Below are 26,039 nucleotides of genomic sequence, written 5' to 3' on the forward strand. Positions count from 1 at the left end.
TCGATCGGGCCGTCTGTCGCGAAACCCTATCGGGCGGGAGGCTCGCGTCGTGGCACTCGCGCTTCGGTCCAGCGCGTCGCGGAGGGTTGCCCTGCGCTCATCGATCGTGCGTCAGCAGCTGTCCGGCATCGACCCCCAGCACTTCGGCGATATCGAACAGGCGCTCGTACAGAAGGCCGCGCCGCCCGTGCTCGACCTGGATAAGGACGTTGCGGGTGACCCCAGACTCCAACGCCAACGCCTCTTGGGTCAGTCCCTGCTCAATTCGGAGTGCTCTGATTCGTTGGCCCACGGCTTTGCGGTGCCGAGCCCACGACTCCAGTCGACGCGGATCGACTTGAGATGGGCGAGTTGGCACCCACCAAGTACCGATGATGGCTACCAGAAAGTCTGCCCTACTAGTAGTACTTTGATAACGTGGCAGCAGATTCACGTAGGGAGTGGGCCTCGCCGATGGCGATGGAGATTCTCGACGAGATGGTCGCGGTGCTCGATGAATGCGGAGCAGTCCTGTTGATGCTCTCTGACGAGGCGGCGCTCAACCTTGACGAGCTGGGCGAGGTCGTCGACGTCGCTCGCGGCGAAGCCGTTAATGCGTTTGGAGCAGCAAGTCTGTTGAACAAACACGCGCAGTTGAGCGAGGCGTGGACCGATGATCTGTCGCGTCCTCGTGCGATCTACGCTCGACACTCGAAAGCGGTGCGAAACGGCGCGACGCGTGTGAAGCCGGCGGTGCCGACGGTTCGCTTCCCGACGGCTGAGGAGGCTATCGAGGACGTCTTGGATAGTCACCAGCAGTTCAGCGAGACGCGCGCGGAGCGTCCCTCCTGCTCGGCCTTCGCGAAGTCCAAGGGGCGCAGGTGCACGAAGCCTGCAGCGTGGATGGGTCCCAATGAGTTTCTGTCGCATTGCTACGGCCACCTCGACGCGGATGAGCGACGGCAGTACGACGAGCGTCGGGATAGGCAGGCTGAGCAGGAGAGGCTTCATCGGGCTGAGGTGGTGGAGCATCTCTATGAGGAAGGCCGCATGGTTGCTGCGGAGTGGGTCGAGCGTCGTCGGGTTCGATTGGGCCAGAGAAGATAGGCGGCCGACATGAAGTTGTTGCAAGCGACGGCGGCAGCGACCGCACCGGCACCCACTCTACGACCGAGCAGTGAGCAGCTAACACTAGAACGGCAGGACGGGTGTGGACTCGCCGGGTCGCAGATGGCAGGTGTTACGCGGGTAGATCATTGCCTGACTAAAACGCTGGAGATTCGGTCAGTGCAGTACTTCTACCGATTGGCCGCAGGGGGACCGTACTCTCGGGACTAGCGAGTCGCACGCGCGACTTCGAACTCCGACAGACGAAAGGCATCGTCGTGCGCATCCGCGAGGTCCTGGTTCGCTGGTACAAGTCGTTCAACTACGATTACGAGCTGAAGTTCGCGCCGACGTCGAGAAAGAAGGACTGGCAGGCGACGTCCGATGGTTGGCTGCCGCACGTAACAATTAGTCTTGAGCACGACATCACGGCGGTAGTTGGAGCGAACGAGTCTGGCAAGTCCCACCTTCTCGATGCCATCCATATTGTGCTCTCCGGTGACGAACACTCTCGTCGCGACTTCTGTCGTTACTCGACGTTGTTCTCGGTTGAGAAGAACAAGAGACTGTACCCCGAGGTGGGCGCTGTGTTCGCGCTGTCGAACGACGAACGAGCCAAACTCGCCGCTCTGAGGATTCCGCTCTCCAGGAACGACGACCTCATCTTGCTTCGCCCTGAAGCCGGAATCGTGCATGTGCTCAACGCCGACGAGGAGCGGGTTCTCCTTAATGAAACCCAGACCGTCTCATTGCAAGCACTATTGCCGAAAGCCCACAAACTGCAGACGCAGATAGATCTTCCTGACTCGGTGTCACTGGCGTCACTCGCCGGGCTGCAAACCGTTCCGTGTGAGCGGAAACAGCGCTTTGAGTTGTTGCGCTTTTTGGCTGGAGTGAGTGGTCTGGAGGCTCTTAAGGAGCACGCAAGCACCCTGTTCTCCTTGATCGAGCTGGCTCGCACATCGATCAACGACGAGTCCCTGCAGAAGCTGTCAGTTAGGCGACAGCAATTGGGTCAAGACTTGTTGACCAAGATCGCGCGCATTGATCAGAGCGCCTTCGTTGATCTCCTTGATGCAATCGAAGAAGAACGTGAAGGCTTGGTCAACGCGCTCATCCAGAGGATGAATGACTCCATTGCTCGACATCTCAACGTATCGAGGTGGTGGAGTCAGGACGAGGACTTCGCACTTCGTGTGTCACCGCGGGAGCACGAGCTGGTTTTCACGATTCGTGACCGAACCGGCACCGATTATTCGTTCAGCGAGCGCAGCCGCGGACTGACCTATTTCTTGTCGTACTTCGTGCAACTCTGGTCACATGAGCGTCCGCCAGTGCCTGAAGTGCTTCTGATGGACGAGCCTGATGCATACCTGTCAGCCGTCGGGCAGCAAGATCTGCTGCGCATCCTGGAGTACTACGCCCACCCCGACAATTCCGATCGCAGCGACCAAGTCGTGTACGTAACCCACTCGCCATTTCTAGTCAACCGCAATGCCGGTCACCGTGTCCGCGTCGTTGATAAGGGCGCCGGCGATGAAGGTACGCGCCTCGTCGCTGACGTAACTCGCAATCACTACGAGCCGCTACGGACCTCGCTTGGGGCATTCGTGGCCGAAACTGCGTTTATCGGCGGCGACAATCTGTTCGTCGAGGGCATCTCTGACCAAGTGCTGCTCTCCGGTATGAACACCCGACTGCGACTTGCAGGAGCTGCTCCTAGCGCCACCCTGGACTTGAACCAAGTAACGCTCGTGCCTGGCGGCTCGAACATGGCCTACATGTTGTATCTAGCGCGCGGACGAGACCAGTTCAAACCCGCGTGTGCAGTCCTGCTCGACAGTGATGGCGCCGGCCAGGAAGCTCGTCGACAGATCCTGAAGGGTGGTGCCAAAGGTCGTCCTACGGTCTCGAAGGACTTGATCGTGATGCTTGGGGAGGCCGTGCCTGACGCTGTGTCAGTACCTGGCGTGGTCGTCGAGGAGCCTGAGGATTTGGTCCCGCTGCGATTGGCCGGGATTGCAGCGCGTCGCTACGCAACGCACCTTCTCGGATTGAGTGGTGACGAGTCCGCAGCCTTGACTGACGAGCGGATCCTGGCCGGCGTCGCGACTGAGTCATGTTCTCTGTGGAACGCCATCGAGACGGCCTTCCGCTCTGTGTTTGACACTGGCATAGGCAAGGCAGGTTTCGCTAAGGAGTTGATCGGATGTATCAGTGAGCACGCCAATAACGACGTGAAGCTTGAAGATGTTGAGGTTCTCGATTCGAACTTCGCAGCCCTCATCGCAAAGCTGAGCACCACCCTTGCCACGGCACGCGAGACTGAGGCTGCGCGCCGCCGTGATAGGCGCATAGAACAACTCATTACCGAGTTCTTCGAAGCACATCCCGACGGCTGTATCCAGGACCAAGCTCTCGTCATGCTCAGGCGCATCGACGCAGCGGCCGACGATACGGAGATCGGAGACATCATCCGAGCGGGCCTCGCGACCATCAGACGCGACCACCAGCTCGACGAGAATCCCCTGGAGCGGATCGCGAACTTCCCAGTTTTTCGGGCTGAGCTTGAACGCCTGCCCCTGTTGCCGCGTCTCAACAACCAAGGGCGAATGAGCGTCGATGACATCACAAATAGCGAGAACCAGGCAGATGCACTCGCTCCTACAGGAACTCCCGCCGCAGTAGCCGAGTCCGAGGCGGATGAGGTGCCTGCTAGCGGGGAAGCCGTGGCTATTGCGGAAGAGGGCGCACAGGCCGCGGCAATGGCTGTCGAGTAAGTGCTTGGCGGCCGCCGAAGACGCTACCGATCTAGACACGAAGCACTTGCCCAGCATGACCGTCGCGGGATTTCGGGACAGTAGGCGATTCCGCCGCTCAAAGGGTACGAGCCATCAGCGACGCCGGATGTCGGTGCTGTCGCGTTTGCTTTGACCTCGCCATGGACTAGCACTCCCACAGCTGCAAATCAGTTCGTAGCGCCTACACTTGACGGTAGGTGCAGCTAAGGTGCATCTCTATGGACAGGACACCATGACCATCGATCCACACACACTTCACCCAGCCGAGGATGTCCCCTTGGGGAACCTTCCGCCGGCCGATCCGACGTTGCTCGGAGACGCCCCGCTCGAGGTCGCGGTTATCGAGATCCGCTACACCTCGTCCTCCTCCGAAATCTCTCCGGAGACCGCGGCCGCCTTCCGTGACGAGCTTGTGGAGGACACTGGCGTCGATTACCCGAACATCCAGCCCGCAGTCCAGCAGCAGATGCGCATCGACTTTGGGGCCAATGGTGTCTCCCAGGTCGCCGCAGAGTCGCAGGGATGGCAGATTGCGTCGGCAGACGGCACTCTCATCACCCTCATGCCCGATATTCTGATCATGCAGATCAATCGTTACGAGCGCTGGAGCACAAGCGTGAAGCCCCCGTTGACCGTCATCGTCGAGTCCCTCGCCCGGCTGGTCAAGCCATCTCTCGTGCACCGAGTCGGTCTGCGTTACGTCGACCGCTTCCACGACAGCGGGTTTGACTCCGCCGCGGCATGGCACGGCCGGATACATGACACTCTGCTAGGCCCGGTACTGAATCCCGACTTCGGTGCCGGGGTCCAGGCAGCCCAGCAGCAGGTGGAGATCCGCATCGACGACCACCACGGCGCATTGTTGCGTCACGGCCCTGTCCGCGATGACTCCGGCAAATGCGTGCAGTACCTTCTCGACACCGATGTGTTCCGCCACTCCTCATTCACGTTCGACCCAGGGCAGGTCGTCATGTCCGCCGAACGACTGAATCGCACGGCGCTGTCGATATTCCAGTCGTCGGTCACCGACACCTACCTGAAAAAGCTCCGGGCGGGTGGCGAGGGATGACCATCATGCAGCAACAGCCGACCGGTTCTCGCGTCCTCTGGTCACCGACGCAGGTGCGTGAGCGACGCGATGGGCATCCGGTGCCCTGCTATTCCGACTCGTGGTTCAGCACCTTTGTGGAGATCAGTTCGTCACCGGGCCTGCGGGACGCGGTCGTCCACTTCTCCGGCGCGCTTGGTCCCTGCGCCTGGGATCAGGTCCGTGTCGAGGTGTTCAAGGGGCTTGACGGGCAGTTGAATCTCTCGGGCTCGGCTTTGTGGTTGACGGCCCCGTACACCTTTATCGACACTGTGGTGGACACTAAGACCGGCAGCAAGGTCGATGAGACAGCTGATGTCGTTGAGGCGTTCGAGCGCCTCCGCGCCGAGCTGGGTCTCACACAGAAGGAGATGTTCAAAGCGACTGGTATCAGTAAGCGCACCTTCCACTCGTGGTCGGACAAGCCCACCGGGAGCCGTCCTCGCGTCGCCAGCCTGGGGCGGCTGTGGGAGCTGGCGGATGCCGTCGACGACCTGCGCGAGACGCTCGACCAACCGCTGGGCAGGTGGCTGCGCGGAGACAAGAAGCGCATCGGAGCCCTGCTCGACGGCAGGTTCGACGAGCTCGTGGACCTGGCTGTAAACAGGGCGCCATTCCCTCGACGTGAGATCGGCACTTCGGTCTACGAAGGGATCGCTGCTGACGTCGAAACGCCAATCATCCGTGGCTCGGAAACGCTGGTGACCGAGGATGTCGAGGTCGGGTTCGCCCGGTGACGATTGATCGACTTCTGCCGGAGTCATGGGCCCCGGAGACGCTAGTCGCACTTGAGCGGTGGCGGCAGGGGCACCTTATCAAGATGGACCGTGGCGCCTGGTTCGTCCCGACCTGGGTGGACGACCCTGTGACAGGTGAACCATCTGTCGGTGGAGCGGCGGGTGAGGTGCGTGCGCGTTCCGCCCCGCTGAGCGACACTGGGTTCGCGGCGGTGGTCTCACAAACCTGTGACATCGCGGGCGCTCCCGCTCATCGGCACCCATTGGTGCAGGTATGCCCTGTACGCGACATCTCAGCGTTCCCGTCGGAGAAGATTCAGCAGGTCAAGGACTACCAAGTCTCCGAGTACGTCTGGCTCACCCACCCTCCGGTCGAGGGTGCGAGCTGGGCGGTGGACCTGCGCGCGAGCGTCCCAGTCAGCAAGGGGCTACTCGCGTCGGTCGAACCCGTCGATGGTTTCGCCACGATCGCGGACGAGCTGATCCTCGGGCAGCGCTTGGCTAGCAAACTCGCGCGCCCGGCGGTTCATGACGCGCTGGCAGGTCCTGTATTCGAAGCTCTACGCAAGATGCTCTCGAAGGCGAAGAAGTCGCAGGACTGGTGTGACGCGGTTGAGCAGCTTCGGCTGGAGATTGTCGAGGGCACGGCGCTGTACCCGAAGCGGGTACGGCTGCTCGTTCTCACTGATCACCGCTTCGGACCGGCGGAGAGCAAACCACTCCGCGATGAGTGGAAGTCTCACAAGAAGGCGCTGAAGTCGGTCGACATCACCTGGGAGCCGATACGTTTTCTCACCGTGGAGAAGTGCCCGGTGCAGCTTTACCGCGCGACTGTGCCGATCCATGTTCCCACACTCGATCGGCGCCGATTCGACTGAAGGATTTGTCAAAGGCATTCGCTGCTCCCGAGCCGAGTCCGTGGCTTGGCATCGCCACGAGCAGTTGACAAGAGCAATGCCCATAAGACGTCCGGCAGCGGTTGTTTCTGCTGGACAAGTCAGTGGGCGGGGACAGCGTTGCCGGTATGTCATGGGCGATTCACCATTGGAGTTTGCTCATGTCGTTGCTGATCGTTCTTTGACGACCCGAAACGATGTGCTGATAGGCCATTGCCATCCCAGGCGATACGTGGCCGAGCCGGTCCATCAACTCAGCAGTCGATGCGCCAGCCTGAGCAGCGAGGACTGCGCCAGTATGACGAAGCGCATGCACGTGCATCTCCGACTTGGCGGGTGGAAGTGCGGCCTTGAACGCTTTGGTGAACGTCGCGCGAGGCAATCGATCCCCGCGAAAGTTGGTCACCACAAGCGTGTTCGGTTGCTCTTCGACGTTTTTCAAGTGTTGACGAATCGCTGCGGCCAAGTCCGGCGGCACCCACACATCTCGAGTGCCCGCGTCGGACTTGCTGCCCTGCTTGACGACGGGTACGCCGTCGACCAGCGGGGCAGAGCGCCGGACGTGGATCACCATGCCGTCAGGCCCGTCATCGATGTCCTTCACGCGCAGCTCTGATACCTCGGCGTACCGCAAGGCGCACCAGGCCATGATGGGTAGCGCGATCGCGTAGTAGCTGGGCAGCTTGGCAGCGGTCTCGCTGATCTCCGTAGGGGTCAGCAGGATGATCTGGCGCCGGGTAGGCCGTTTTCCGTAGCGCTTGAATCGGGGATTATCGGCCGGGTTGCTCGTGATGATTTCGCGCTCGACGGCCTCCTTCAGCAGGGACTTGAGCAGATTCCATGCGTGCGCGCGGCTCGCTTCGTGTTCGACGCCGAGGTTCCGCCACCACTCCTGGAGGTCGTCGGCCGTGATGTCGCGGACAACGAAATCGCCGAGGCCCGGCTCAATGCGCGTTTCCCACAGCCTCTTGTAGTTGGACCGGGTCGTCGGCTCAAGCCGCCGACCAGCGAGTGCGTCGTCTGCGAAGTCTCGCAGACGAATTGATGACCGAGCCGCGGCCTTGGCACGTTCGGCAGGCGGTGTCCAGGCGCCTTGGGCGATTAGCTGCCGTTCCTTGTGGAGCCAGGCCTCAGCGGCCATACGCGTATCGAACGTCTTCGGCGCGTTGAACCGCGTCAGGGTGCCATCGTGGATGTGCATGTACGAGGCCGCGAAGCGGCAACTCGCCGAACGTGGCGCACGGACGTAGCCCCAACCGCGTCGTCGGCGCTTACTCGGCAAGGCTTGTCCTCCGCATCGTCACCCATGCGTCACGGTGCGCACTTGTGCTCACTCATGTCGATATTGTGGCTGATATGGATGGGAGCGCGTGGATGCTTGCACTGGTCAGTGCTCCGGGCTAGAGTCGCTCTCACCGGGCAATATGCACACTAAGTCGCCTGGTGACACAAGTGAATGGGTCCTCAAGTGCAACCAGGTTCGAGTCCTGGTGGGGGAGCCCTTCACTGCCGACAGCGCTCTCTATTCCGCCCACAGCGCCCTGCCCCTCGCCGACAGCGCTCACCATCGCGCCGACGGCGCTCTGTATTCCGCCGACAGCGCCGAAACCCGCCGCCGTTCGCTCATCGACAGATGTCGGTCGGCGAGGTGTTGCTGCCGATCTTGAGCTTGCGGTACGCCCGAACGCCATTGCACATGCCGATGTCGGAGGCCACCAGCGTGTATCGCGAGCCGGGGCCAGTCGTGGAGCAACCGATGCCCGTGCCGAACGCGACGTCGTTGCCCCAACCCTGCCAGGTGATCTGATCGATGGAGTTCGAGCAGGAACCCAGCGAAATCGAGCTGGGTTGGGCTGTGCCATAACCGGTTTCATTCTCCGACCCGGCTGCGCCGAGCACCACCGCCGATGCCGCCGGGGTCGAAGTCGGTGCCGCCGTCTGAGCGCTCGCCCACGACTGTGGCCCGATCCCGATCGCCGACTCCTCGGTGACCACCGCGCCGTTCTGGATCACCTGGAAACCGGTGCCGGTGATCACATAGCGGGCACTGTCGGCGACGTTGACAGCCACATAGCCGGTGCCTTGGGGGTACACCTCGTAGAGCTCGATGTTGGCGCCGTCGGCGATCCGGTAGCCGCGGTAATAGAGCCGGTTGATCTCACTGCGGCACACGACCAGTGCGGACTTGGCGGTCCGCATGTACATCTCGGCACGGTCGGTGCCACGGCCCCGCGCTTTGCCGTTGTAGGCGGTGAAACCCTGCACATCGACGTCGCTCGCCGGTACGAGCGGCACAGTCGTCGGCGTCGTGGCGGTTGGTGGTGCTCCAGTCGAATGCGCCGACGTCACCGACGGTGGGGAGCCGCTGGGTGTCCCCGACGTCGTGCAGCCGGTCAACGCCACTGCCGTCGCCGCGCAGAGAATTGCACCCGCGATTGCGAGTCTTCTCATGGTCTCCCACCTCGAGCCGATCGGTGTTTGGTCACGAATGAATAGCACGCGACCGGGCTGCCCGCGGTACGCATGCGGCGCCAATATCGGCAATCCACCCGAACGTATGACACCCCCGGGCGTATGAACGGCCGAATCTGCTGCGCCTCATCCACAACGCAAGGTCGGTGAATGCCGAAACCGTTGACAATCTCTACGGATATGAATACTGTGTGCTCCACTCACCAACTATCTACATGCATAGGTAGTTCACACACGCGATGCAGCCCATCGCACGAAGGACACGCCATGACCGATCTCGGCCCCGCGGGAGCCACCGCGAAGAACATGCAGTTTCCGCTCAACGCCTGGTACGCAGCCGCCTGGGACCACGAGGTCGGCTCGACGCAGATCCTGGCTCGCACGATCGCGGGCAAACCGCTGGCGCTTTACCGCACCGATTCCGGACGCCCGGTTGCGTTGGCCGACGCGTGTTGGCACCGCCTGGCGCCGCTGTCGATGGGCAAGCGGATCGGAGCCGAAGAGATCCAATGCCCGTATCACGGACTGCAGTACAACGCCGCCGGTCGCTGTACGCGGATGCCCGCCCAGGAGACCATCAATCCGTCGGCGATGGTCGCGTCGTACCCGATCGAGGAGCGCCACCGGTACCTGTGGGTGTGGCCCGGTGACCCGACCCTGGCCGACCCGTCAACGATCCCGGACATGTTCCAGATGGATTCGCCGGAGTGGGCCGGCGACGGTCTGACCATCGACGTACGCGCCAATTACCAACTCGTGGTGGACAATCTGATGGATCTCACGCACGAGGAGTTCGTCCACTCGTCCTCTATCGGGCAGGATGAACTCAGCGAATCCGAGTTCATCACCACCCACGACGAGAACACGGTCACCGTGACCCGGTGGATGCACAACATCGACGCCCCGCCGTTCTGGCTGAAGAACATGCGCGACAAGTTCCCCGGATTCACCGGCAAGGTCGATCGTTGGCAGATCATCGAATTCCAGGCGCCGGGCACGATCCGCATCGACGTCGGAGTCGCCAAGGCGGGCACCGGGGCTCCGGAAGGCGATCGCAGCCAGGGCGTCAACGGATTCGTCATGAACACCATCAGCCCGGTCGATGAGCGCACCGCGATCTACTTCTGGGCCTTCATGCGCAACTATCGCCTCGACAGCCAACTCATCACCACCCAACTACGCGACGGCGTGCACGGTGTCTTCGGCGAGGACGAGGAGATGCTCACCGCGCAACAGGCGGCCATCGAGGCCAACCCCGACCACGAGTTCTACAACCTCAACATCGACGCGGGCGGGATGTGGGCGCGGCGCATCGTTGCCCGGATGATCGAGCAGGAACGCAGCGCCATCATCAACATCGATGCGCTCACCGCCACCGCAGGGCCACGACGATGACGGACAACCAGATCGAATGGCTGCGCGGCCGAGTGGTGTCGAACGTTCCTGCGGCCGAAGGTATTGCGCGAATCGAGATCGTCACCGACCGGCCACATCACGCGCCGCCGGGGGCGCACCTCGACATCCGACTGCCCGACGGCGACACCCGCTCCTACTCGATCGTGCACGGCTCGCCCGACGGAACGTCGGTGACGCTCGGCGTCCGGCGGTCACCGACCTCACGCGGCGGCTCGCAGTACATGCACGGCTTACGCGCCGGCGACGAGGTCGAGATCACCGCACCCCTGCAGAACTTTCCGCTGCGCGTCGGCGCGCAACGTTATGTGCTCCTCGCCGGCGGCATCGGGATCACCGCGATGGCGGGAATGGCCGCGGTGCTGGCCCGACTCGGTGCCGAATACGAGATCCATTACGTCGGCCGAAGCCGCCGGGTGATGGCTTTCCTCGACGAGCTACAGGTGCTCCACGGCGACCGGATCACGGTGTACGCCAACGACGAAGGCGCTCACCTCGACGTCGCCGACGTCGTCGACGATCTCGACGAGAGCGCCGAACTCTACATGTGCGGACCCATTCGACTCATGGACGACACCCGCCGCCGTTGGCTCGCCCGCCGACTCCCACTGGCGAACCTGCGGTACGAAACCTTCGGCAACAGCGGCTGGTTCGACCCCGAACCCTTCGAGGTCGCCATCCCGAGCCTCGACTTCCGCACCACCGTCGGTACTTCCGAGACCCTCCTCGGTGCCCTCGAGCGCGCCGGACTCGACGTCATGTCGGACTGCCGACGCGGCGAATGCGGCCTGTGTGAGTTATCGGTTGTCGAGGTGTCCGGCCGGATCGACCACCGCGACGTCTTCTACAGCGAGAAGCAGAAGACCGACGCAAAACGATTGTGCGCATGTGTATCCCGGGTCGTAGGTGGCGGATCGACGCCGATCCTCACCCTCGAGAAACCCTGAACGCCAGGGCCTGGAACCCTTTTCGCCCACCACGACCGATGGAGAACAGTCATGTCTACTGCGACCCTCGACCCCCGACTCGTCGTCGAACAACACCCCATGAGATTTCGACAATGGATCTGCGTGGCACTCATGGTCGTCCTGAATGCGCTCGACGGATTCGACGTCCTCGCCAGCGCTTTCGCGGCGCCGGGCATCGCCAAGGACTGGGGGATCGCCCGGGGTGAGCTCGGCGTCATCCTGTCCGCAGAGCTGATAGGTATGGGCATCGGGTCCGTCGTGCTCGGCGGACTTGCCGACCGACTCGGCCGCAAACCGGCAATCCTGTTGTGTCTGAGCGTGATGTCGGTCGGCATGTTCCTCGCGGCAACCGCCGACGGGGTCGCCTTCCTGGTGGCGGTCCGGCTGATCACCGGCCTCGGTATCGGCGGCATGCTCGCCGCGATCAACGCGGTGACCGCCGAGACGTCGAGCGCCAAGGGCCGCAGCATCGCCATGTCGGCGATGGTCGTCGGCTACCCGGTGGGCGCGGTGATCGGTGGTCTGGTGGCGCAACACTGGTTGCTGGTGGCCTTCGACTGGCGTTCGGTCTTCGTGTTCGGTGCCATCGTGTCTGCGGTGATGATCCCGCTGGTGCTGCTGCTCGTGCCCGAGACCCCCGCCTACTATGCAGCACGACGCCCCGACGACGCGGTGCGCAAGATCAACCGGAGCCTCAAAGCGCTGCAGCTTCCGCTCATCGACGCTCTGCCCAAACGCGTTACCGCAGCCGAGAAGCCACGGGCTCTGGATCTGCTGCGCAAGCCCGGTCTACGGCGCACCACCGTGTTGCTCGCGCTCGGCTACACCTTCCACACCATCACCTTCTATTACGTGTTGAAGTGGGCCACCCAGATCGTCGCCGACCTCGGGTACTCGCCCGCACAGGCGGCCGGCGTACTCACCTGGGCCAACGTGGGTGGAGCGATCGGCTGTCTCATCTTCGGAATCGCCATGCGCTGGTGGGACATCAAGATCCCGCTGGCACTGTCCCTGATTCTCGGCGCATTGCTGGTCTTTGCCTTCGGCATGGGCAAGGACACCCTGCTCGGCTGGCAGGTCGGCGCGCTGCTCGCCGGGATGTTCACCAATGCGGCCATGGTGGGCTATTACTCGGCGTTCGCACGGTGCTTCCCGGCATACGCCCGAGCGACCGGCACCGGAATCGCCCTGGGCGTCGGACGATTGGGTGCGGCGAGTTCGCCGTTGCTCGCGGGCTTGATGTTCCAGGTCCTCGGCGACCAGAGTCTGCTCCAGGTGTCGGGGATCATGGGGCTGGGATCGCTTGTCGCGCTGTTACTGCTGTTCGCCCTACCGATGCGCGACGCCGACCGGGCGATGGCCGAAGAGACGGAGGTTCGCCTACCCACGAAGTCCGCCGAGCCGGCTTGAGCGGGCAACGGGTTGCGACGGCGTGGACTCGGTTGCAGCGGACTCTGCCATCGCCGCGCATCGGCCAAACTCGGGTGTAGCGTCCACTCATGAGCGAACGAGAGCCGTCCGGCCCCGCCCTGCGCTACGGGATCGACGCCATCTATGTTCCGATCGTCCTCGGTGCGGCGACGGTCGTCCTCGTCGTACTCGGCATCGTCGGATCCAATGTCTGGTTGGTCGTGATCGGACTGTTCTTCTTGGCCCAAACGGCAATGTATCTGTACACGACGCTCATCGGGAAACATCAAGTGTGGAGCGGGTTACTGGACCGGCTTGGCCTACAGGGACCCGAGCACGTACTGGATCTCGGATGTGGCCGCGGCGCGGTCCTGGTCGCGGCTGCTCGTCGGCTGGACTCGGGCTCGGCCACCGGAATCGATCTATGGCGATCGGTGGACCAGAGCGGCAATGACCAGACGCGCACCCACATGAACGCCGAAGCCGCGAGCGTCGGTGACCGCGTCACACTCGATACCGGCGATCTGCGTTCGTTGCCCTATCCCGATGCGTCGTTCGACGTCGTCGTGAGCTCCCTTGCCATCCACAATATTTCGGGCATCCAGGAGCGCTTGCGTGCCATCGATGAGGCGGCGCGGGTCCTGCGACCGGGAGGGCGTCTCTGTATCGCAGACATTCGCAGCGTCGGCAAATACGCCCAACGCCTACGTGAACTGGGCATGGTCGAGGTGAATGTCCGACGGATCGGTCCGAACGGTTGGTTCGGCGGGCCGTGGGAGGCGATGACGTCGGTCACCGCCGCGCGGCCGAAGTGATTCGCGGACCGGAGTGACCGCGCTCGTGTGGCGGTGCAGCGTCAGAGCACGGCCATGCCGAGGCGCTCGGCGCGGGCCACCAATGCCTTGGCTCGCACCAGATTCGGAAGATCGCTGCCGTCGGTGACGTGCTGTCCATCACCGAGATGGTCGATGAGGCGACGGGCATGCGCGAGCTCGGTGTCGGTGGGACTCAACACGGTGTTGATGACCCCGGCATGGTCGGGACGAAGGCACAGCCGGCCGGTCATTCCCATCGACGCCGCATGTGTGGTGTCGGCGTGCAGGTCGTCGGCGTCGGCTGCCCGCGTGGGCCCGTCGATCGGCCCCGGTAACCCGGCCACCCGAGACGCGATCACCAGGCGAGCTCGCGGATAGGCAAGGGCCATCGGATCATCGGCCATACCGGTATCGCGGCGGAAGTCGCCGGACCCGAAGGCCAGGCGCACACACGACGGGTGCCGGGCGATAAGGGTGGCATCTTCCACCCCGGCTGCGGACTCGATCAGCGCGACCACGGGCACACCAACGCCGAGACGGCCGGCTGTTGCCGCCACATCGTTGGGACTCTCGCATTTGGCGAGAACGACGCCACGCAGCCCGGATGCCCCGGCGAGAACGACCATGTCGGCGGCCCAATCCGGGGTTCCCGTCTGGGCCACACGCACCCAGGCGCTTGTCGAGCCGAGGAATCGGCGGACTGCCTTCCGTCCTGCCTGCTTGAGTGCGGCGGCCAGACCGTCCTCGAGGTCGAGGATGACCGCATCCGCGTCGGATCGCAGTGCGGCGTCGATCAGCTCGGGCTGGTCGGGTGTTGCCGGGGTCAGCAGCCAGCTGCGGGCGATGTCGAGATCGGGGCGGGCTGTCGGGTCGAGGGTCGAAGCGGTGGTGTCGAACGCCATGTGTCCTGCCTTTCCGTTGACGTGCCCATGGTTGCGCGCCGACGCCTGTCGGCCAAGGTTGTTGTCATTGTGTTCACCATCCGAACCGACGTGCGGATGAGACCTCGGTCACTTTCGCGTGCTCATTCCGGCAATCCGGTCGACTAACTCCCCGATTGCCGAAAGTGCAGGCAAGGGGAGGTGGGCAATCGTGAAGTGGGGACACAGACGTGTGGAGGTGTCGATCGGATCGGCACGAATCACCGGGCCGTGGGCGTATCTCGTCCGCACGTTGTTGTTCGTTGTCGGCTGTGGGCTTCTCGCGGTAGCACTCGCGCATACCGGCGACCTCGGAACGTGGTCACAGCGATGGGGCGTCATGCCGGTGGCGACGGTGTTCGCGCTGGTGCTCGTGGTCGGCGTTATTTTGTTCTATCTCGGTGCGGTTGCCATCGTCGCCTGGCTGATCGGCTGAGCCAGACCCGCCGGGTCCAGGGGCTCACGCTGACACACCGGCCTGAGCACCAGGCCCGTCGAGACCCAGCGAACGCGCGGTGGCGGCAAGTGCGTCATGGACCCCGTCGATAGTCCGCGGCGGATTCGACTGTGCGGGAACGGCGGCGGTCATCACCTCGTGCCACAGCTCACGCCAGTGGTCGGGGAATGCGCGCCGCAATACCTCGATCATGATCGGCACGGCGGTCGACGCCCCGGGAGAAGCGCCGAGTAAACCCGCGATCGATCGATCCGCGCTGACGACGAGTTCGGTGCCGGTCCGCAGTACTCCGCCCCGATCCGCATCCGGGGTGACCAACTGTGCGCGCTGACCTGCCGCGATCACGTCCCAATCGGCGGGATCGGCTCCGGGGTAGAAGCGCTGGAGTTGCGCGAATTTGGTCGACTCACGGGCGATCAGCTGCGATACGAGATATCGCACCAGCGCGAGATTGTCTCGGCCGGCGGCACTCAGCGTTCGCAGGTTGTGCCACCGCAGTGTCGCGAAGAAGTCGGTCCAGGCGCCGTGTGCGAGAAGCTTGGTGCTGAAGGTGGCGTACGGGCCGAACATCAGATAGGGCGTGCCGTCCACGACGCGTTAGTCCAGATGGGGAACCGACATCGGCGGGGCGCCGAGCGGTGCCTGGCCGTACACCTTGGCCCGATGCTGTTGAACCACCGACGGGTTCGCGCACCGGAAGAACGCCGCGCCGACCGGTAACACTCCGTAGCCGCGGACCTCGTCAACGTGTGCGCGCTGCAGCAACGTCAGTGCCTTTCCGCCCGCGCCGACGAAGACGAATCGCGCGGTGATCTCGAATCGTTCACCGTCAGAGGTCTGTCCGCGAGCTTTCCACCCGCCCTGGGAATTCCGACGCAGCGTCCTGATCTCGTGATCACAAAGCACCGTGCCGCCGGTGCGCGTGCTCACGGCGAACATCTCGCGGGTCAACGCGCCGAAGTCGACGTCGGTGCCGTCGGCGACCCGCGTTGCCGCGACGGTTTCCTCGGAGTGGCGGTCGGCCATCACCAACGGCGCCCACCGCGCGATCTGCGCGCGGTCTTCGCTGTACTCGATGCCGGCGAAATATGGTTGCCGCTTCAGGGTTTCGTACCTGCGCCGCAGATAGGTGATGTTGCTTTTTCCGAATACCACATCGAGATGCGGTGTTGCCGAGACGAATCGGGACGGGTCGACGAGTCCATTGTCGGCCAGGGACGACCACCATTGCCGGGTCGCCAGGAACTGCTCTGCGATACCGACCGCGTTCGCCGGATCGTTGGGGTCCGGCATGTAATTGAGTTCGCAGTATCCGCTGTGGCCGGTACCCGCGTTGTTCCAGGCATTGCTGCTCTCCTCGGCCACGCCCGATCCACGCTCCACAACGGTTGTCCGCCAATCTGGTTGGAGAACGGCGAGCATCGATGCGAGCGTGGCACACATGATTCCGCCGCCGATCATGAGGATGTCGGTCGGCGCGAGGGTGCGATATCGGTGACTGAACATGATGTCCTTCCGTGGTATCGGCTCAGTGTGGGCCGCAGCTGATCGATGCGTCCAATGATTGTTCGGCACGATATGATCGGAAAATGGATGAATTGGTTGAGGCGCTCGCGCCCTGCCTTCGGGCTCTCGACGAACTCGACGCGCAGGCCGGACATATGACGCGCGCGGCAACGTCGCTGGGTATCCCGCAGTCATCGATGAGCCGCCGAATCCACGCTCTCGAGCGGGAGCTCGGCATGGACCTGGTTGTTCGAGAGGGGCGGACGGTCACGATGACCCCGCGCGCACGCGAACTCGCCACCAGGATGCGGCCGATACTCCGTGAACTCGCCGGGGTGTTGGCCGACACGGTATCGGCGGCCGACGCCGACCGCGGGACAGTGCGATTCGGTTACCCGCTGACGCTGGGATCAGGCACGATGCCCGAGATCCTTTCCGCGTTTCGTCGTCGGCACCCGGGCGTACACCTGCATCTCAAGCAGGCCCACGGCCAGGCGCTCGTGGATGACCTGCAGTCCGGAGAACTCGACCTCGCGGTGGTGATTCCGCCACCGGAGAAGTTGCCGCACAGACTGATCGGCCGCCAGAGCATCGTGATCGTCGTTCCCGACGACCATCGGCTGGCTCATCACCGACGTCTGCGCATCAGCGCGCTCAGTGGAGAGACCTTCATTGCCAACCCACCGAGTTACCACCTGCGACGAATGACCGAGGAGATCTGTCGGACCGCAGGGTTCGAACCGCAGGTCGCGATCGAGATCACCGAGTTCTCCTCGATCGTCGAGCTGGTCTCACGCGGCCTGGGGATCTCATTGCTGCCGCGGGGTATGGCCGGTACCGGAATGGTCGAAATAGCGCCTATCGGGGGAATTGAGCGAGATGTCGCACTCGTGGTGGGTGCGGCCGGCGAGACCGCAGTGACGACGACGCTGCATGACTTCCTGCGCGAGGCGCTTCGATCCACCCCGCTGTAGTGCGGCTACCGGGTTGCCGTCCCACGATATGAAATGCGTTGGGTTGCCAAGTCGGGCGACGGCGGGCAGACTGCGAAACACTGACCACGGGCGCCCGGCGGGCGCGGGAGGGAATGTGCCGCATGGCCGATGCGCACCAACAGTGCAGGTCATCGGCGTTCGCGTCCCCGCTGAGCAGGCGCGGGTTCTTGTCGTTGTCGGCTGCTGCGGGCATGGGAGTGGTTGGGGCGTCAGCTCTGTCGGCGTGTGCACCGAGTGCCGGTTCGGGATTGGCGGACTCGCCCAACACCATTCGCGCGGCCATCGCAGGCGAGCCCGATCAGCTCGACCCGCACAAGACCAGCTCGTATTTCTCCTTCGAAATCCTCGAGAATGTCTTCGACACCCTCGTCGAGCCGAACGAGCAACTGCAGATGGTGCCCGCCCTCGCCCAGCGTTGGGAGGTCAGCCCGGACGCCACCCGATGGACGTTCATCCTGCGGCCCGGGGTGCAGTTCCACAACGGTGATCCGCTGACCGCCAACGACGTGGTGTACTCCTATCGCCGGATCATCGACCAACAGCTCTCCAGCTCATGGCGATTGGAGAACGTCGCCACCGTCGAGGCACCGGATGCGCAGACCGTCGTCCTCACGACCAGATCGCCGAGCCCGAACCTGCTCGCCAACATCGGTGGGTTCAAAGGCATGGCGATCGTGAACCGCCGCAATGTGGAATCCGGGGAGATCACCACCCGACCGATCGGCACCGGCCCCTTCGCCTACGAATCCGGCTCGCCCGGAACATCACTGGTCCTCAAGGCTCGTCCCGGACACTGGTCCGGCGGCCCGCACGTGGACGGCGTCGCCTTCAGTTTCATCTCCCAGGGCACCACCGCGGTCTCGGCCGTACGCTCCGGCGAGGTCGACTGGACCGATTCCATTCCTGCACAACAGATCGGCATCCTGCGCAACGACGACGCGCTCACCGTCGGCACGGTCGTCGCCAACGACTACTGGTACGTGGCCATGAACTTCGCGAAAGCACCGTTCGGCGACACCAGGATTCGGCAGGCGGTCGCCTACGCCATCGACCGGCCGTCGATAGCGCAGGTCGTCGGCTACGGCACCGCCACCCCCAACCAGCTCGCCATCCCCAAGACGAGTCCGTGGTTCACCGAATACGACCGGTACACCGCCGGCCTGACACGCGACGCGGCCCTGGACAAGGCGCGCGGGTTGCTCCGAGCAGCCGGTCACCGCTCACTGCCCATGGGCCTGATGGTCACCACCGAGTACCCCGAGACCGTCACCGCCGCCCAGGTCGTCGCGTCCAATCTCGCCGACGTCGGAATCGACGTGACCATCGAACAACTCGACTTCGGGGTGTGGCTCGACAGGCAGTCCCAGGGCAAGTTCGACGCATTGCTCCTCGGGTGGCTGGGCAACATCGACCCCGACGACTACTACTACGCCCAGCACCACACGGGCGGCACGTCCAATTCCCAGAAGTATTCGAACCCGGCAGTCGATCGCCTCCTCGACGCCGGTCGCACCGAACTCGACGTCACCCGGCGCAAGTCGATCTACGCCGACGCCGCCACCCGCATCGCCGACGACGTCAGCTACCTCTACCTCTACAACCCGTCGGCCACCCAGGCCTACACCACGGCATTGCTCGACTACACGGTGCGCTCGGACAAGGCCATCCGCTTCCGCAACGCGCGCCTGGACAGGAGCCGCAGACAATGAACGGATTCGGTTGGCCCCTGGCACGTTTCATCCTGCTGCGCCTGCTCTACTCGGCGATCGTCCTGCTCGGGGTGATCATCGTGGTGTTCTTGCTGATCCAGGTGGTGCCCGGCGACCCGGTGCGCATCGCGTTGGGCACCCGGTACACCCCGCAGGCCTATGACGCCCTGCGGCACGCCTCGGGTCTCGATCAGCCCGCGTTGACCCAACTCGTCCACTACATCGGCAACGTGTTCACCGGCGATCTCGGCGTGAGCTTTCGTGACAACGAACCGGTGACCACCACACTGCTGCAACGACTGCCGGCCACGATCGCGCTCGCCCTGTCGGCCATCGTCGTCGCGCTGGTGATCTCGATCCCGCTGGGCACGTGGGCGGCGATGCGCGAAGGACGGATCGCCGACAACAGTATTCGCGTTCTGTCGCAGTTCGGCATCTCCGTCCCCGACTTCTGGATGGGCATCCTGCTCATCGCCGTCTTCTCGACCGCACTGGGATGGCTGCCGTCGGCGGGCTATCGCCCGTTGTCGGCGGGATCGGTGCCGTGGCTCGAGCACATCGTGTTACCGGCGATCACCGTCGGGGCCGTCACCGGCGCCATCATGACCCGGTATGTACGCACGGCGGTGCTCGAGGCTGCCAACGCACCCTTCGTCGTCACCGCGCAATCCAAGGGACTCGGTCGCCGCCGAATCCTGGTCGCTCACATCGGCCGCAATGCGCTGGTGCCCGTGCTGACCATCTCCGGTATCCAACTCGCGGCGCTGCTCGGCGGTGTGATCGTGGTGGAGGTGGTCTTCGCCTGGCCGGGCTTGGGTAAACTCGTCTACGATTCCGTCGCCGCCCGCGACTACCCGATGTTGCAGGGCGCCATCCTGCTGATCGCGGCGATCTTCCTGATCGTCAATCTCGTCGTCGACGTGCTCTACGCCATCATCGACCCGAGGATTCGGCTCTCATGACCCTGACCGAGCCCACGGCCGCTCCGGCCGGAACACCGGTGTCGACGGATTCGGCGTGGCGGTTGTTCCTGCGCAATCAAGCTTCGGTGGCAGGCGTGATCGTGCTCGTCGTGGTCATCGTGTGCGCGATCTTCGGCCCGCTGATCGCGCCCTACGGCGCCAACGACATCAACGTGCCCGACGCGTTGTCCGCGCCGAGTGCCTCGCACCTGTTCGGCACCGACGACCTCGGCCGCGACGTGTTTTCCCGAGTGGTTCTCGCCGCATCGGTCAGCATGCGGGTAGCCGTTGTCGCCGTGGCCATCTCGTTGATCGTCGGCGTCGTCCTCGGCATGTTCTCCGGATTTGCCGGCGGCGTGGTCGACACCGTCTTGATGCGAATCGTCGATGTGATGTTCTCCTTCCCGGTGATGCTGCTGGCGCTCGCGATCGTCGCGATCCTCGGGCCGGGCGTCACCTCGGCGATGGTGGCGATCGGCATCGTCTACATCCCGATATTCGCGAGGGTCGCGCGCGCCGACACCCTTCGGGTACGACAGACGCAGTACGTCGCCGCAGCCACGACGATGGGGGTCTCGACCCCGCGCACCCTGTTCTCCCATGTGCTGCCCAACATCTCGGGCCCGGTGGTGGTGCAGACGTCGATCTCGCTGGCGTTCGCGATCCTCTCCGAGGCGGCCCTGTCATTCCTCGGATTGGGGGTGCAGCCGCCCGAACCGTCCTGGGGTCGAATGCTCTTCGATGCCCAGGGATTCATCACCAGCGCCTGGTGGATGGGAGTCTTCCCCGGGTTGGCGATCCTGCTGACGGTATTCGCGTTCAACCTCATCGGCGACGGTGTGCGCGACGTCCTCGACCCACGGCAGCGAACCCTGCTGCGCAACCGCGGCTCTCGGCGATCGCGCCGCCGCACGGCCGTATCACCCGCGCCGCCACCGGCCGGTCGCCGAAACGACTCGAGCACGGCCGACTCCGGCCCCCAGGATGCCGGGTCCGCCCCGGTACTGGCCGTCACCGACCTCGTCGTCGGGGTGGGCCCCAGGGAGATCGTGCACGGCGTCGGTTTCAGCGTCGCCAAGGGCGAAACCCTCGGCATCGTCGGCGAATCCGGATCGGGCAAGTCCTTGTCGGTGCTCTCGGCCACCGGCCTGTTCGACGCGCCGAGTGCCTACATCACCGGTAGCGCGCGCATCGGCGACACCGAGGTGATCGGCGCCTCCGACGCGGTGCTGCGGTCGGTGCACGGAGCGCGTGTGGGATTCGTGTTCCAGGACCCGTCGTCGAGTCTCAATCCGCTGCTGACCATCGAAGAACAACTGACCGAGGGGCCCCGACGTCACCTCGGTCTCAGCCGGTCGGCGGCCCGCGAGCGGGCGCTGAAACTCTTGCGGGATGTGCACCTACCCGACCCGGAAACGCGGCTGCGGTCCTACCCGCACCAGTTGTCGGGCGGGCAGCGTCAGCGCGTGATGATCGCAGTGGCACTGGCGTGTGACCCCGACGTTCTCATCGCCGACGAGGCGACCACCGCCCTCGACGTCACCACCCAGGCCCAGATCATCGATCTCGTCGCCGACCTGCAGCGAGAGCGCGGAATGGCGGTGGTGTGGATCAGTCACGATCTTGGTGTCATCGGCCGGATCGCCGACCGCGTCATCGTGATGCGATCGGGTGCCGTGATCGAAAGCGGCGCGGTCGCCGAGGTCTTCGCGCACCCGCGTAACGATTACACCCGTACACTGCTGGATTCGCGACCGCTGCTCAGTCGGGTCGCCGACCGCGCCGAACCCGAATCGGCGGTGGTGGCCGAGGAATCGCCGATCGTCGCGGTCCGCGGGCTCGGGGTGGACTTCACGGTGCGACGCAGTACCGGGCGCGAAACCCTGCACGCGGTACGGGATGTTGACGTCGCGGTCGCCGCCGGCACCACACTGGGCATCGTCGGCGAATCCGGGTCGGGCAAATCCACGATCGCCGGCGTGCTCAGCGGACTCGTCACCAGTGGTGCGGGCACCACCGTGCGCGGCAGCATCGAGGTCGACGTCGACGGACGTGCCATCGACGCCGTCGGGGTCCGCGGCGCCGACGCCGCGCTTCTGCGCCGGCAGGTGGCGATGGTGTTCCAGGACCCGGGTGCCTCGCTCGATCCGCGAATGACCGCGCTGGCCTCGATCGCCGAACCGCTGCGCACACACGGACTGGTGTCCGGGCGTGAAGCGCTGCGTACGCGTGCCGAACAACTCCTCGCCGACGTCAGCCTCGACTCCTCGTTCCTGCGTCGCTATCCGCATGAGATGTCCGGCGGGCAGCGCCAACGAGTGTGTTTGGCAAGGGCTCTCGCCTCCGACCCGCAGGTGTTGATCCTCGACGAATCCACCGCCTCACTCGACATGTCGGTGCAGTCGGCGGTACTCGATCTCCTGGCGCAACTACAGCGGGAGAAGAATCTGACCTACCTGTTCATCGCGCACGACCTCGCCGTCGTCGAGCAGATCAGCGATACGGTGGCGGTCATGCAGGACGGTCGCGTCGTCGAACATGGCCCGGCGTCGCGGATTCTGCACGATCCCGAAACCGAGTACACCCGCAAGCTGCTGGCGGCGATCCCGCCGGAGACACCGCAGCGCGCCTGAGAATCGGCCGGGAAGGTGCTGACAGAGAGACGCGGACACGTTCAGGTTCGGCGCCTACCGTGAAAGCCATGACCTCGACGTTGACCAGCGAGCCGGTATCCGGAATTCTCGATCGACTCTACGAGCAGGCCGCACAGGGCGGGCGTCCGTCGGGTCCGCGATCCGCGGGTCCGCCCGCCGAGGTCTCGCCACAGGCGAAAGCCGACGCCGCCGAGGACCGCTACATGGCGATCGCCCGGGACACGGGCATCCTGGCGTACTCGCTGATCCGCTCGGCGCGCCCGGCAGTGGTGGTGGAGTTCGGTATGTCCTACGGCATCTCGGCGCTCTTTCTCGCCGCGGCGCTGCGCGACAACGTCCTGGCCGACCCGGCAGCGGGCGGACATCTCTACACCACCGAGCTCAGTGCCAAGAAGGTCTCGGCCGCCGAGGAGACCTTCGCCGAGGCGCAACTCGCCGATCTGCCATCCTGGCCGGCGACGCCCGCGACACGCTCGAATCGGTGTCCGGGCCGATCGGGTTCGTGCTCCTCGACGGCTGGAAGGACCTCTACGTCCCGGTCCTCGATCTCCTCGAGCCGAAGCTGGCACCGGGCGCGATGATCCTGGCGGACAACACCTCCCACGCCGAGTCGGCGACATACCTCGATCGTGTCCGCAACTCCGGCGACTACGTCGGCGTCGGGCTACCCGCCAAGCACGACGACACCGTCGAACTCAGTTGTCGACTCTGACCCGATCTTCACGGCACGGCGAGGCCAGCGCCATCGAAGCGGTGTCGCCGACGCGGCGGCCACGCTAGGCTCGACCGGTGACCTCCGCAGACGATCGCATCCGGTCCGCGTCCCGCGACATCCACGCCGACGCCGCAACGGTTTTCGCGTTGATCGCCGACCCCGCGCGGCAGCCGGACTGGGACGGCAACGACAACCTCGCCGAACTCGTCGACGGCACACGCATCCACGGCGTGGGTGATGTGTTCTCGATGCGTCTGACCAACGGTCAGGTTCGCGAGAACCGGATCGTCGAATTCGACGAAGACCGCCTTATTGCGTGGAAGCCCAACGAGCCGGGCAAGCCGAGTCCTGGCCACCTGTGGCGGTGGGAGATCGAGCCGATCGACGACGCGTCGGTGCGGGGGACCCATACCTACGACTGGACCGAACTCGACGACCCGGTACGCATGGAGCGTGCCCGGGCGACGACGCCGGAACGGCTACGGGCGTCGATCGATCGGCTCGCCGCGCTCGTCGAGTGATTGCCGGTGATGTTGTGCCCGTGAACCGGGCACAACGTCACCCGCAACGGATGCGCACACTAATCCAGTGCGATAGTCGCCATCAGCGATTGAACATAACGAATATGTGTGGCAGTCTGACGCTGTGGTCGGGGAGGGGCCCCGCCCGGGGAGGATGTCATGGCTGCTCGACGGACGATGGTGCGCACGCTCTCGGGAATCGGTATCGGAGTGATGCTCTCGGCGGGAACCGCCCTCGCCGCCGGAACCGGCCAGGCCGATGCCGCTCCGAACATCCACTGCGCCGGCCAGATCTGCCACAACTACGGTGATCAGATCGGTATCGGGTTCGGGACCTATCAGTGCCCCAACGGAATCCAGTATCCGTCGTTCGCGGTGGTGCCACCGTTCGGCACCGCAGCGGTGTACCCGGCCAACTGTGGCGGCGTGAAGTCGCTCTACTGACGTACCTGTCGGTGACGAAAGGGCCCGTCAGGTCAGCGCGACCAGCAGTGCCACGACGATCACGATGACGGCGAGGAAGACCGCCGCACCCACGATCACGGCCACACGGGTGCCGGTGCTCTGCTGCGGTGGCACCCGAGCCTGGGATTGCGGATGCGGAACCGGCTGCGGCCCAACCGGAAAGCCCAGCTGTGGTGCTCCCATCTGCGGTGCGCCGGTCGCTCCGGCCACCGGCGGGATGTAGGTGACCGGCGGCAATTGTCGGCCCATGGTGACGTGCGGGTTCACCGCCGCCGGTGGGGTCGGCACGGCGCCGACCCCACCGACGCTCGCCGGTGGATTCGGCATCGACGGTGCGGAGGGCATGGGCGGTGCCGCTACGATCCGTCCCTCCAGGGCGTCGGTGGCGGCGTGCGCCAGTTCGCCTGCGGTGACGAACCGTTCGGCGGGATTCTTGGCCATCCCACGTGCGACGACGGCGTCGAAGGGGCTGTGCAGCATAGGCGGCGGCGTGTTGAGGTGTGCGGCGACGAGGACCTGGAGGTCGCCGGCGCCGAAAGGCGCCGAGCCGGTGAGGCATTCGACGAGAACACAGGTCAGCGCGTAGATGTCGGTGGCGGGGGTGGCGATGTTGCCCGCACCGAAGCGTTCGGGTGCCATGTAGGCGAACGATCCGACTGCTGCGCCGGTGTCGGTGAGCCGCGGATCGGTGGTGGTCTGGGCCAACCCGAAATCGACGAGATAGGCGAAATCGTTGCTGTCGATGAGGATGTTGTCGGGTTTGACGTCGCGGTGCACGAGTCCGGCCGCATGCGCGGTGTCGAGGGCGTGCGCGATCTGCTCGATGATCGACACGGCGCGATCGGGTGCCAGCGGGCCCGCGCCGAGGAGCTTGCGCAGATCGCTGCCGCCGGCCACGATTCGCATGTCCAGGAACAGGAATCCGTCGATCTCGCCCCAGTCGTGGATGGGGATCACGTGGGGATCGCTCAACTGCGCCGCCATCCGCGATTCGCGCAGGAACCGCTCGCGGAACAGGGAATCGCCGGCGAACTGCGGAGACAGCAACTTCAATGCGACGGTGCGCCCGCGACGGGAGTCGCGGGCCTCGTAGACCTCGCCCATGGCACCACGGCCCAGCAATCGTTGCAGGGTGTAGTCACCCAGAACGGAGCCGCTGCGGTCGGCGGGGTCGTGCATGCTGCGGTGGTCCTCCTGCTCGCCCGGGCGCCGAGCGGATTCGTTCCGGCGGGACGTCTTCTCGCGGTACGCTACCCGTTCGGTGTCGCGGCCGCGGGCAGGACTCGCGCAACCAGCGCCCAACCGCCGTTCCGGGTGTTTCGGCCGGTCCTCCAATCGGGTCGGAACTCGCAGGGCGCCAACATCATTCGTTGGGAACCGTCGATCGCACCGGCCGAATCCGTGCGGGGAGGCGGGGTCGGTCATACAGACGGCCCGGTCACCCCTGACG

23 protein-coding genes and 1 pseudogene are annotated in these 26,039 nt (G+C 64.6%); 18 read left to right on the top strand and 6 right to left on the bottom strand.

The genetic code is table 11. From position 1 onward, the window contains the following. Positions 1 to 97: 97 nt before the first annotated feature. Complete coding sequence (locus B1964_RS25285; protein WP_079931759.1) at positions 98 to 358, bottom strand: helix-turn-helix transcriptional regulator; 261 nt, start codon at positions 356 to 358, stop codon at positions 98 to 100. A gap of 95 nt (positions 359 to 453) precedes the next feature. Between B1964_RS25285 and B1964_RS25290 the strand changes: the two genes are divergently transcribed. From B1964_RS25290 to B1964_RS25310, 5 genes are all read left to right on the top strand, one after another. Beyond that, positions 454 to 1,086, top strand: coding sequence for a hypothetical protein (locus B1964_RS25290; protein ID WP_139765865.1), 633 nt, complete (start codon positions 454 to 456; stop codon positions 1,084 to 1,086). 278 nt (positions 1,087 to 1,364) lie between these two features. Continuing rightward, on the top strand, positions 1,365 to 3,866 hold the full coding sequence (locus tag B1964_RS25295) for an AAA family ATPase (RefSeq protein WP_079931761.1): 2,502 nt from the start codon (positions 1,365 to 1,367) through the stop codon (positions 3,864 to 3,866). Positions 3,867 to 4,074: 208 nt separating this feature from the next. Next, positions 4,075 to 4,956, top strand: coding sequence for a TIGR04255 family protein (locus B1964_RS25300; protein WP_139765867.1), 882 nt, complete (start codon positions 4,075 to 4,077; stop codon positions 4,954 to 4,956). Next, the gene (locus B1964_RS25305) at positions 4,953 to 5,711 is read left to right on the top strand and encodes a helix-turn-helix transcriptional regulator (protein ID WP_079931763.1); all 759 of its coding nucleotides are present in this window, start codon (positions 4,953 to 4,955) and stop codon (positions 5,709 to 5,711) included. Before B1964_RS25300 ends, B1964_RS25305 begins: the two co-directional genes overlap by 4 nt. A gap of 83 nt (positions 5,712 to 5,794) precedes the next feature. Continuing rightward, a complete protein-coding gene (locus tag B1964_RS25310) occupies positions 5,795 to 6,589 on the top strand; it encodes a hypothetical protein (protein ID WP_079931764.1) in 795 nt (264 codons plus the stop codon). A 160-nt stretch (positions 6,590 to 6,749) separates the two neighbouring features. On the opposite strand, the gene B1964_RS25315 is transcribed toward B1964_RS25310, so the two are convergent. Together B1964_RS25315 and B1964_RS31260 are read right to left on the bottom strand one after the other, a co-directional pair. Continuing rightward, positions 6,750 to 7,808, bottom strand: a complete 1,059-nt coding sequence (locus B1964_RS25315) for a site-specific integrase (protein ID WP_079931765.1) — start codon at positions 7,806 to 7,808, stop codon at positions 6,750 to 6,752. Between the two features lie 422 nt (positions 7,809 to 8,230). Beyond that, positions 8,231 to 9,058, bottom strand: a complete 828-nt coding sequence (locus B1964_RS31260) for a hypothetical protein (protein ID WP_253194186.1) — start codon at positions 9,056 to 9,058, stop codon at positions 8,231 to 8,233. 288 nt (positions 9,059 to 9,346) lie between these two features. Between B1964_RS31260 and B1964_RS25325 the strand changes: the two genes are divergently transcribed. From B1964_RS25325 to B1964_RS25340, 4 genes are all read left to right on the top strand, one after another. Further along, entirely contained in the window at positions 9,347 to 10,474 is a 1,128-nt protein-coding gene (locus B1964_RS25325; protein ID WP_079931766.1) for an aromatic ring-hydroxylating dioxygenase subunit alpha, read from the top strand. Next, complete coding sequence (locus B1964_RS25330; RefSeq protein WP_079931767.1) at positions 10,471 to 11,439, top strand: PDR/VanB family oxidoreductase; 969 nt, start codon at positions 10,471 to 10,473, stop codon at positions 11,437 to 11,439. Before B1964_RS25325 ends, B1964_RS25330 begins: the two co-directional genes overlap by 4 nt. Before the next feature lie 51 nt (positions 11,440 to 11,490). Further along, positions 11,491 to 12,870 (top strand): MFS transporter, encoded by a 1,380-nt coding sequence (locus tag B1964_RS25335; protein WP_253194187.1) that lies wholly within the window; start codon positions 11,491 to 11,493, stop codon positions 12,868 to 12,870. An 89-nt stretch (positions 12,871 to 12,959) separates the two neighbouring features. Further along, positions 12,960 to 13,685: a class I SAM-dependent methyltransferase gene (locus B1964_RS25340; protein ID WP_079931769.1), complete on the top strand. Its 726-nt coding sequence runs from the start codon at positions 12,960 to 12,962 to the stop codon at positions 13,683 to 13,685. A gap of 41 nt (positions 13,686 to 13,726) precedes the next feature. Here the strand turns inward: B1964_RS25340 and B1964_RS25345 are convergent, their stop codons facing one another. After that, on the bottom strand, positions 13,727 to 14,587 hold the full coding sequence (locus B1964_RS25345) for an aldolase/citrate lyase family protein (RefSeq protein ID WP_079931770.1): 861 nt from the start codon (positions 14,585 to 14,587) through the stop codon (positions 13,727 to 13,729). Between the two features lie 190 nt (positions 14,588 to 14,777). Between B1964_RS25345 and B1964_RS25350 the strand changes: the two genes are divergently transcribed. Continuing rightward, positions 14,778 to 15,041, top strand: coding sequence for a hypothetical protein (locus B1964_RS25350; protein ID WP_253194188.1), 264 nt, complete (start codon positions 14,778 to 14,780; stop codon positions 15,039 to 15,041). Between the two features lie 24 nt (positions 15,042 to 15,065). On the opposite strand, the pseudogene mqo reads toward B1964_RS25350, so the two are convergent. Beyond that, positions 15,066 to 16,568: pseudogene (gene mqo / locus B1964_RS25355) on the bottom strand (malate dehydrogenase (quinone)). A gap of 83 nt (positions 16,569 to 16,651) precedes the next feature. Between mqo and B1964_RS25360 the strand changes: the two are divergent. The 8 genes from B1964_RS25360 to B1964_RS25390 all read left to right on the top strand — a co-directional run bounded on the left by B1964_RS25360 (position 16,652) and on the right by B1964_RS25390 (position 24,568). Continuing rightward, positions 16,652 to 17,542, top strand: coding sequence for a LysR family transcriptional regulator (locus B1964_RS25360; protein WP_079931772.1), 891 nt, complete (start codon positions 16,652 to 16,654; stop codon positions 17,540 to 17,542). 122 nt (positions 17,543 to 17,664) lie between these two features. Beyond that, the gene (locus tag B1964_RS25365) at positions 17,665 to 19,272 is read left to right on the top strand and encodes an ABC transporter substrate-binding protein (RefSeq protein ID WP_079931773.1); all 1,608 of its coding nucleotides are present in this window, start codon (positions 17,665 to 17,667) and stop codon (positions 19,270 to 19,272) included. Continuing rightward, the gene (locus B1964_RS25370; protein WP_079931774.1) at positions 19,269 to 20,234 is read left to right on the top strand and encodes an ABC transporter permease; all 966 of its coding nucleotides are present in this window, start codon (positions 19,269 to 19,271) and stop codon (positions 20,232 to 20,234) included. The genes B1964_RS25365 and B1964_RS25370 overlap by 4 nt, the downstream gene beginning before the upstream one ends. Beyond that, positions 20,231 to 22,867 carry a dipeptide ABC transporter ATP-binding protein gene (locus B1964_RS25375; RefSeq protein WP_079931775.1) on the top strand — a complete coding sequence of 879 codons (2,637 nt, stop codon included), beginning with the start codon at positions 20,231 to 20,233 and terminating at the stop codon, positions 22,865 to 22,867. The genes B1964_RS25370 and B1964_RS25375 overlap by 4 nt, the downstream gene beginning before the upstream one ends. Positions 22,868 to 22,935: 68 nt before the next feature. Next, the gene (locus tag B1964_RS25380) at positions 22,936 to 23,469 is read left to right on the top strand and encodes a hypothetical protein (RefSeq protein ID WP_253194189.1); all 534 of its coding nucleotides are present in this window, start codon (positions 22,936 to 22,938) and stop codon (positions 23,467 to 23,469) included. Then, positions 23,466 to 23,600, top strand: coding sequence for a hypothetical protein (locus B1964_RS31470; RefSeq protein WP_290440739.1), 135 nt, complete (start codon positions 23,466 to 23,468; stop codon positions 23,598 to 23,600). The genes B1964_RS25380 and B1964_RS31470 overlap by 4 nt, the downstream gene beginning before the upstream one ends. 77 nt (positions 23,601 to 23,677) lie before the next feature. Next, positions 23,678 to 24,124, top strand: coding sequence for an SRPBCC family protein (locus tag B1964_RS25385; RefSeq protein WP_079931776.1), 447 nt, complete (start codon positions 23,678 to 23,680; stop codon positions 24,122 to 24,124). A 159-nt stretch (positions 24,125 to 24,283) separates the two neighbouring features. Beyond that, on the top strand, positions 24,284 to 24,568 hold the full coding sequence (locus B1964_RS25390; RefSeq protein ID WP_079931777.1) for a hypothetical protein: 285 nt from the start codon (positions 24,284 to 24,286) through the stop codon (positions 24,566 to 24,568). A gap of 27 nt (positions 24,569 to 24,595) precedes the next feature. On the opposite strand, the gene B1964_RS25395 is transcribed toward B1964_RS25390, so the two are convergent. Next, entirely contained in the window at positions 24,596 to 25,768 is a 1,173-nt protein-coding gene (locus tag B1964_RS25395; protein WP_079931778.1) for a serine/threonine-protein kinase, read from the bottom strand. Positions 25,769 to 26,039 lie beyond the last annotated feature (271 nt).

It is taken from the genome of Gordonia sp. i37, from assembly GCF_002043085.1.
Taxonomy (GTDB): domain Bacteria; phylum Actinomycetota; class Actinomycetes; order Mycobacteriales; family Mycobacteriaceae; genus Gordonia; species Gordonia polyisoprenivorans.

Bases quoted from the DNA above. Each gene is read 5' to 3' on its own strand.
- B1964_RS25365 (WP_079931773.1), top strand. From the start codon at position 17,665: ATGGCCGATGCGCACCAACAGTGCAGGTCATCGGCGTTCGCGTCCCCG.
- B1964_RS25290 (WP_139765865.1), top strand. From the start codon at position 454: ATGGCGATGGAGATTCTCGACGAGATGGTCGCGGTGCTCGATGAATGC.
- B1964_RS25325 (WP_079931766.1), top strand. From the start codon at position 9,347: ATGACCGATCTCGGCCCCGCGGGAGCCACCGCGAAGAACATGCAGTTT.
- B1964_RS25375 (WP_079931775.1), top strand. From the start codon at position 20,231: ATGACCCTGACCGAGCCCACGGCCGCTCCGGCCGGAACACCGGTGTCG.
- B1964_RS25360 (WP_079931772.1), top strand. From the start codon at position 16,652: ATGGATGAATTGGTTGAGGCGCTCGCGCCCTGCCTTCGGGCTCTCGAC.
- B1964_RS25390 (WP_079931777.1), top strand. From the start codon at position 24,284: ATGGCTGCTCGACGGACGATGGTGCGCACGCTCTCGGGAATCGGTATC.
- B1964_RS25315 (WP_079931765.1), bottom strand. From the start codon at position 7,808: ATGCACATCCACGATGGCACCCTGACGCGGTTCAACGCGCCGAAGACG.
- B1964_RS25370 (WP_079931774.1), top strand. From the start codon at position 19,269: ATGAACGGATTCGGTTGGCCCCTGGCACGTTTCATCCTGCTGCGCCTG.
- B1964_RS31260 (WP_253194186.1), bottom strand. From the start codon at position 9,058: ATGAGAAGACTCGCAATCGCGGGTGCAATTCTCTGCGCGGCGACGGCA.
- B1964_RS31470 (WP_290440739.1), top strand. From the start codon at position 23,466: ATGATCCTGGCGGACAACACCTCCCACGCCGAGTCGGCGACATACCTC.
- B1964_RS25305 (WP_079931763.1), top strand. From the start codon at position 4,953: ATGACCATCATGCAGCAACAGCCGACCGGTTCTCGCGTCCTCTGGTCA.
- B1964_RS25380 (WP_253194189.1), top strand. From the start codon at position 22,936: ATGACCTCGACGTTGACCAGCGAGCCGGTATCCGGAATTCTCGATCGA.
- B1964_RS25345 (WP_079931770.1), bottom strand. From the start codon at position 14,587: ATGGCGTTCGACACCACCGCTTCGACCCTCGACCCGACAGCCCGCCCC.
- B1964_RS25395 (WP_079931778.1), bottom strand. From the start codon at position 25,768: ATGCACGACCCCGCCGACCGCAGCGGCTCCGTTCTGGGTGACTACACC.
- B1964_RS25330 (WP_079931767.1), top strand. From the start codon at position 10,471: ATGACGGACAACCAGATCGAATGGCTGCGCGGCCGAGTGGTGTCGAAC.
- B1964_RS25340 (WP_079931769.1), top strand. From the start codon at position 12,960: ATGAGCGAACGAGAGCCGTCCGGCCCCGCCCTGCGCTACGGGATCGAC.
- B1964_RS25310 (WP_079931764.1), top strand. From the start codon at position 5,795: ATGGACCGTGGCGCCTGGTTCGTCCCGACCTGGGTGGACGACCCTGTG.
- B1964_RS25335 (WP_253194187.1), top strand. From the start codon at position 11,491: ATGTCTACTGCGACCCTCGACCCCCGACTCGTCGTCGAACAACACCCC.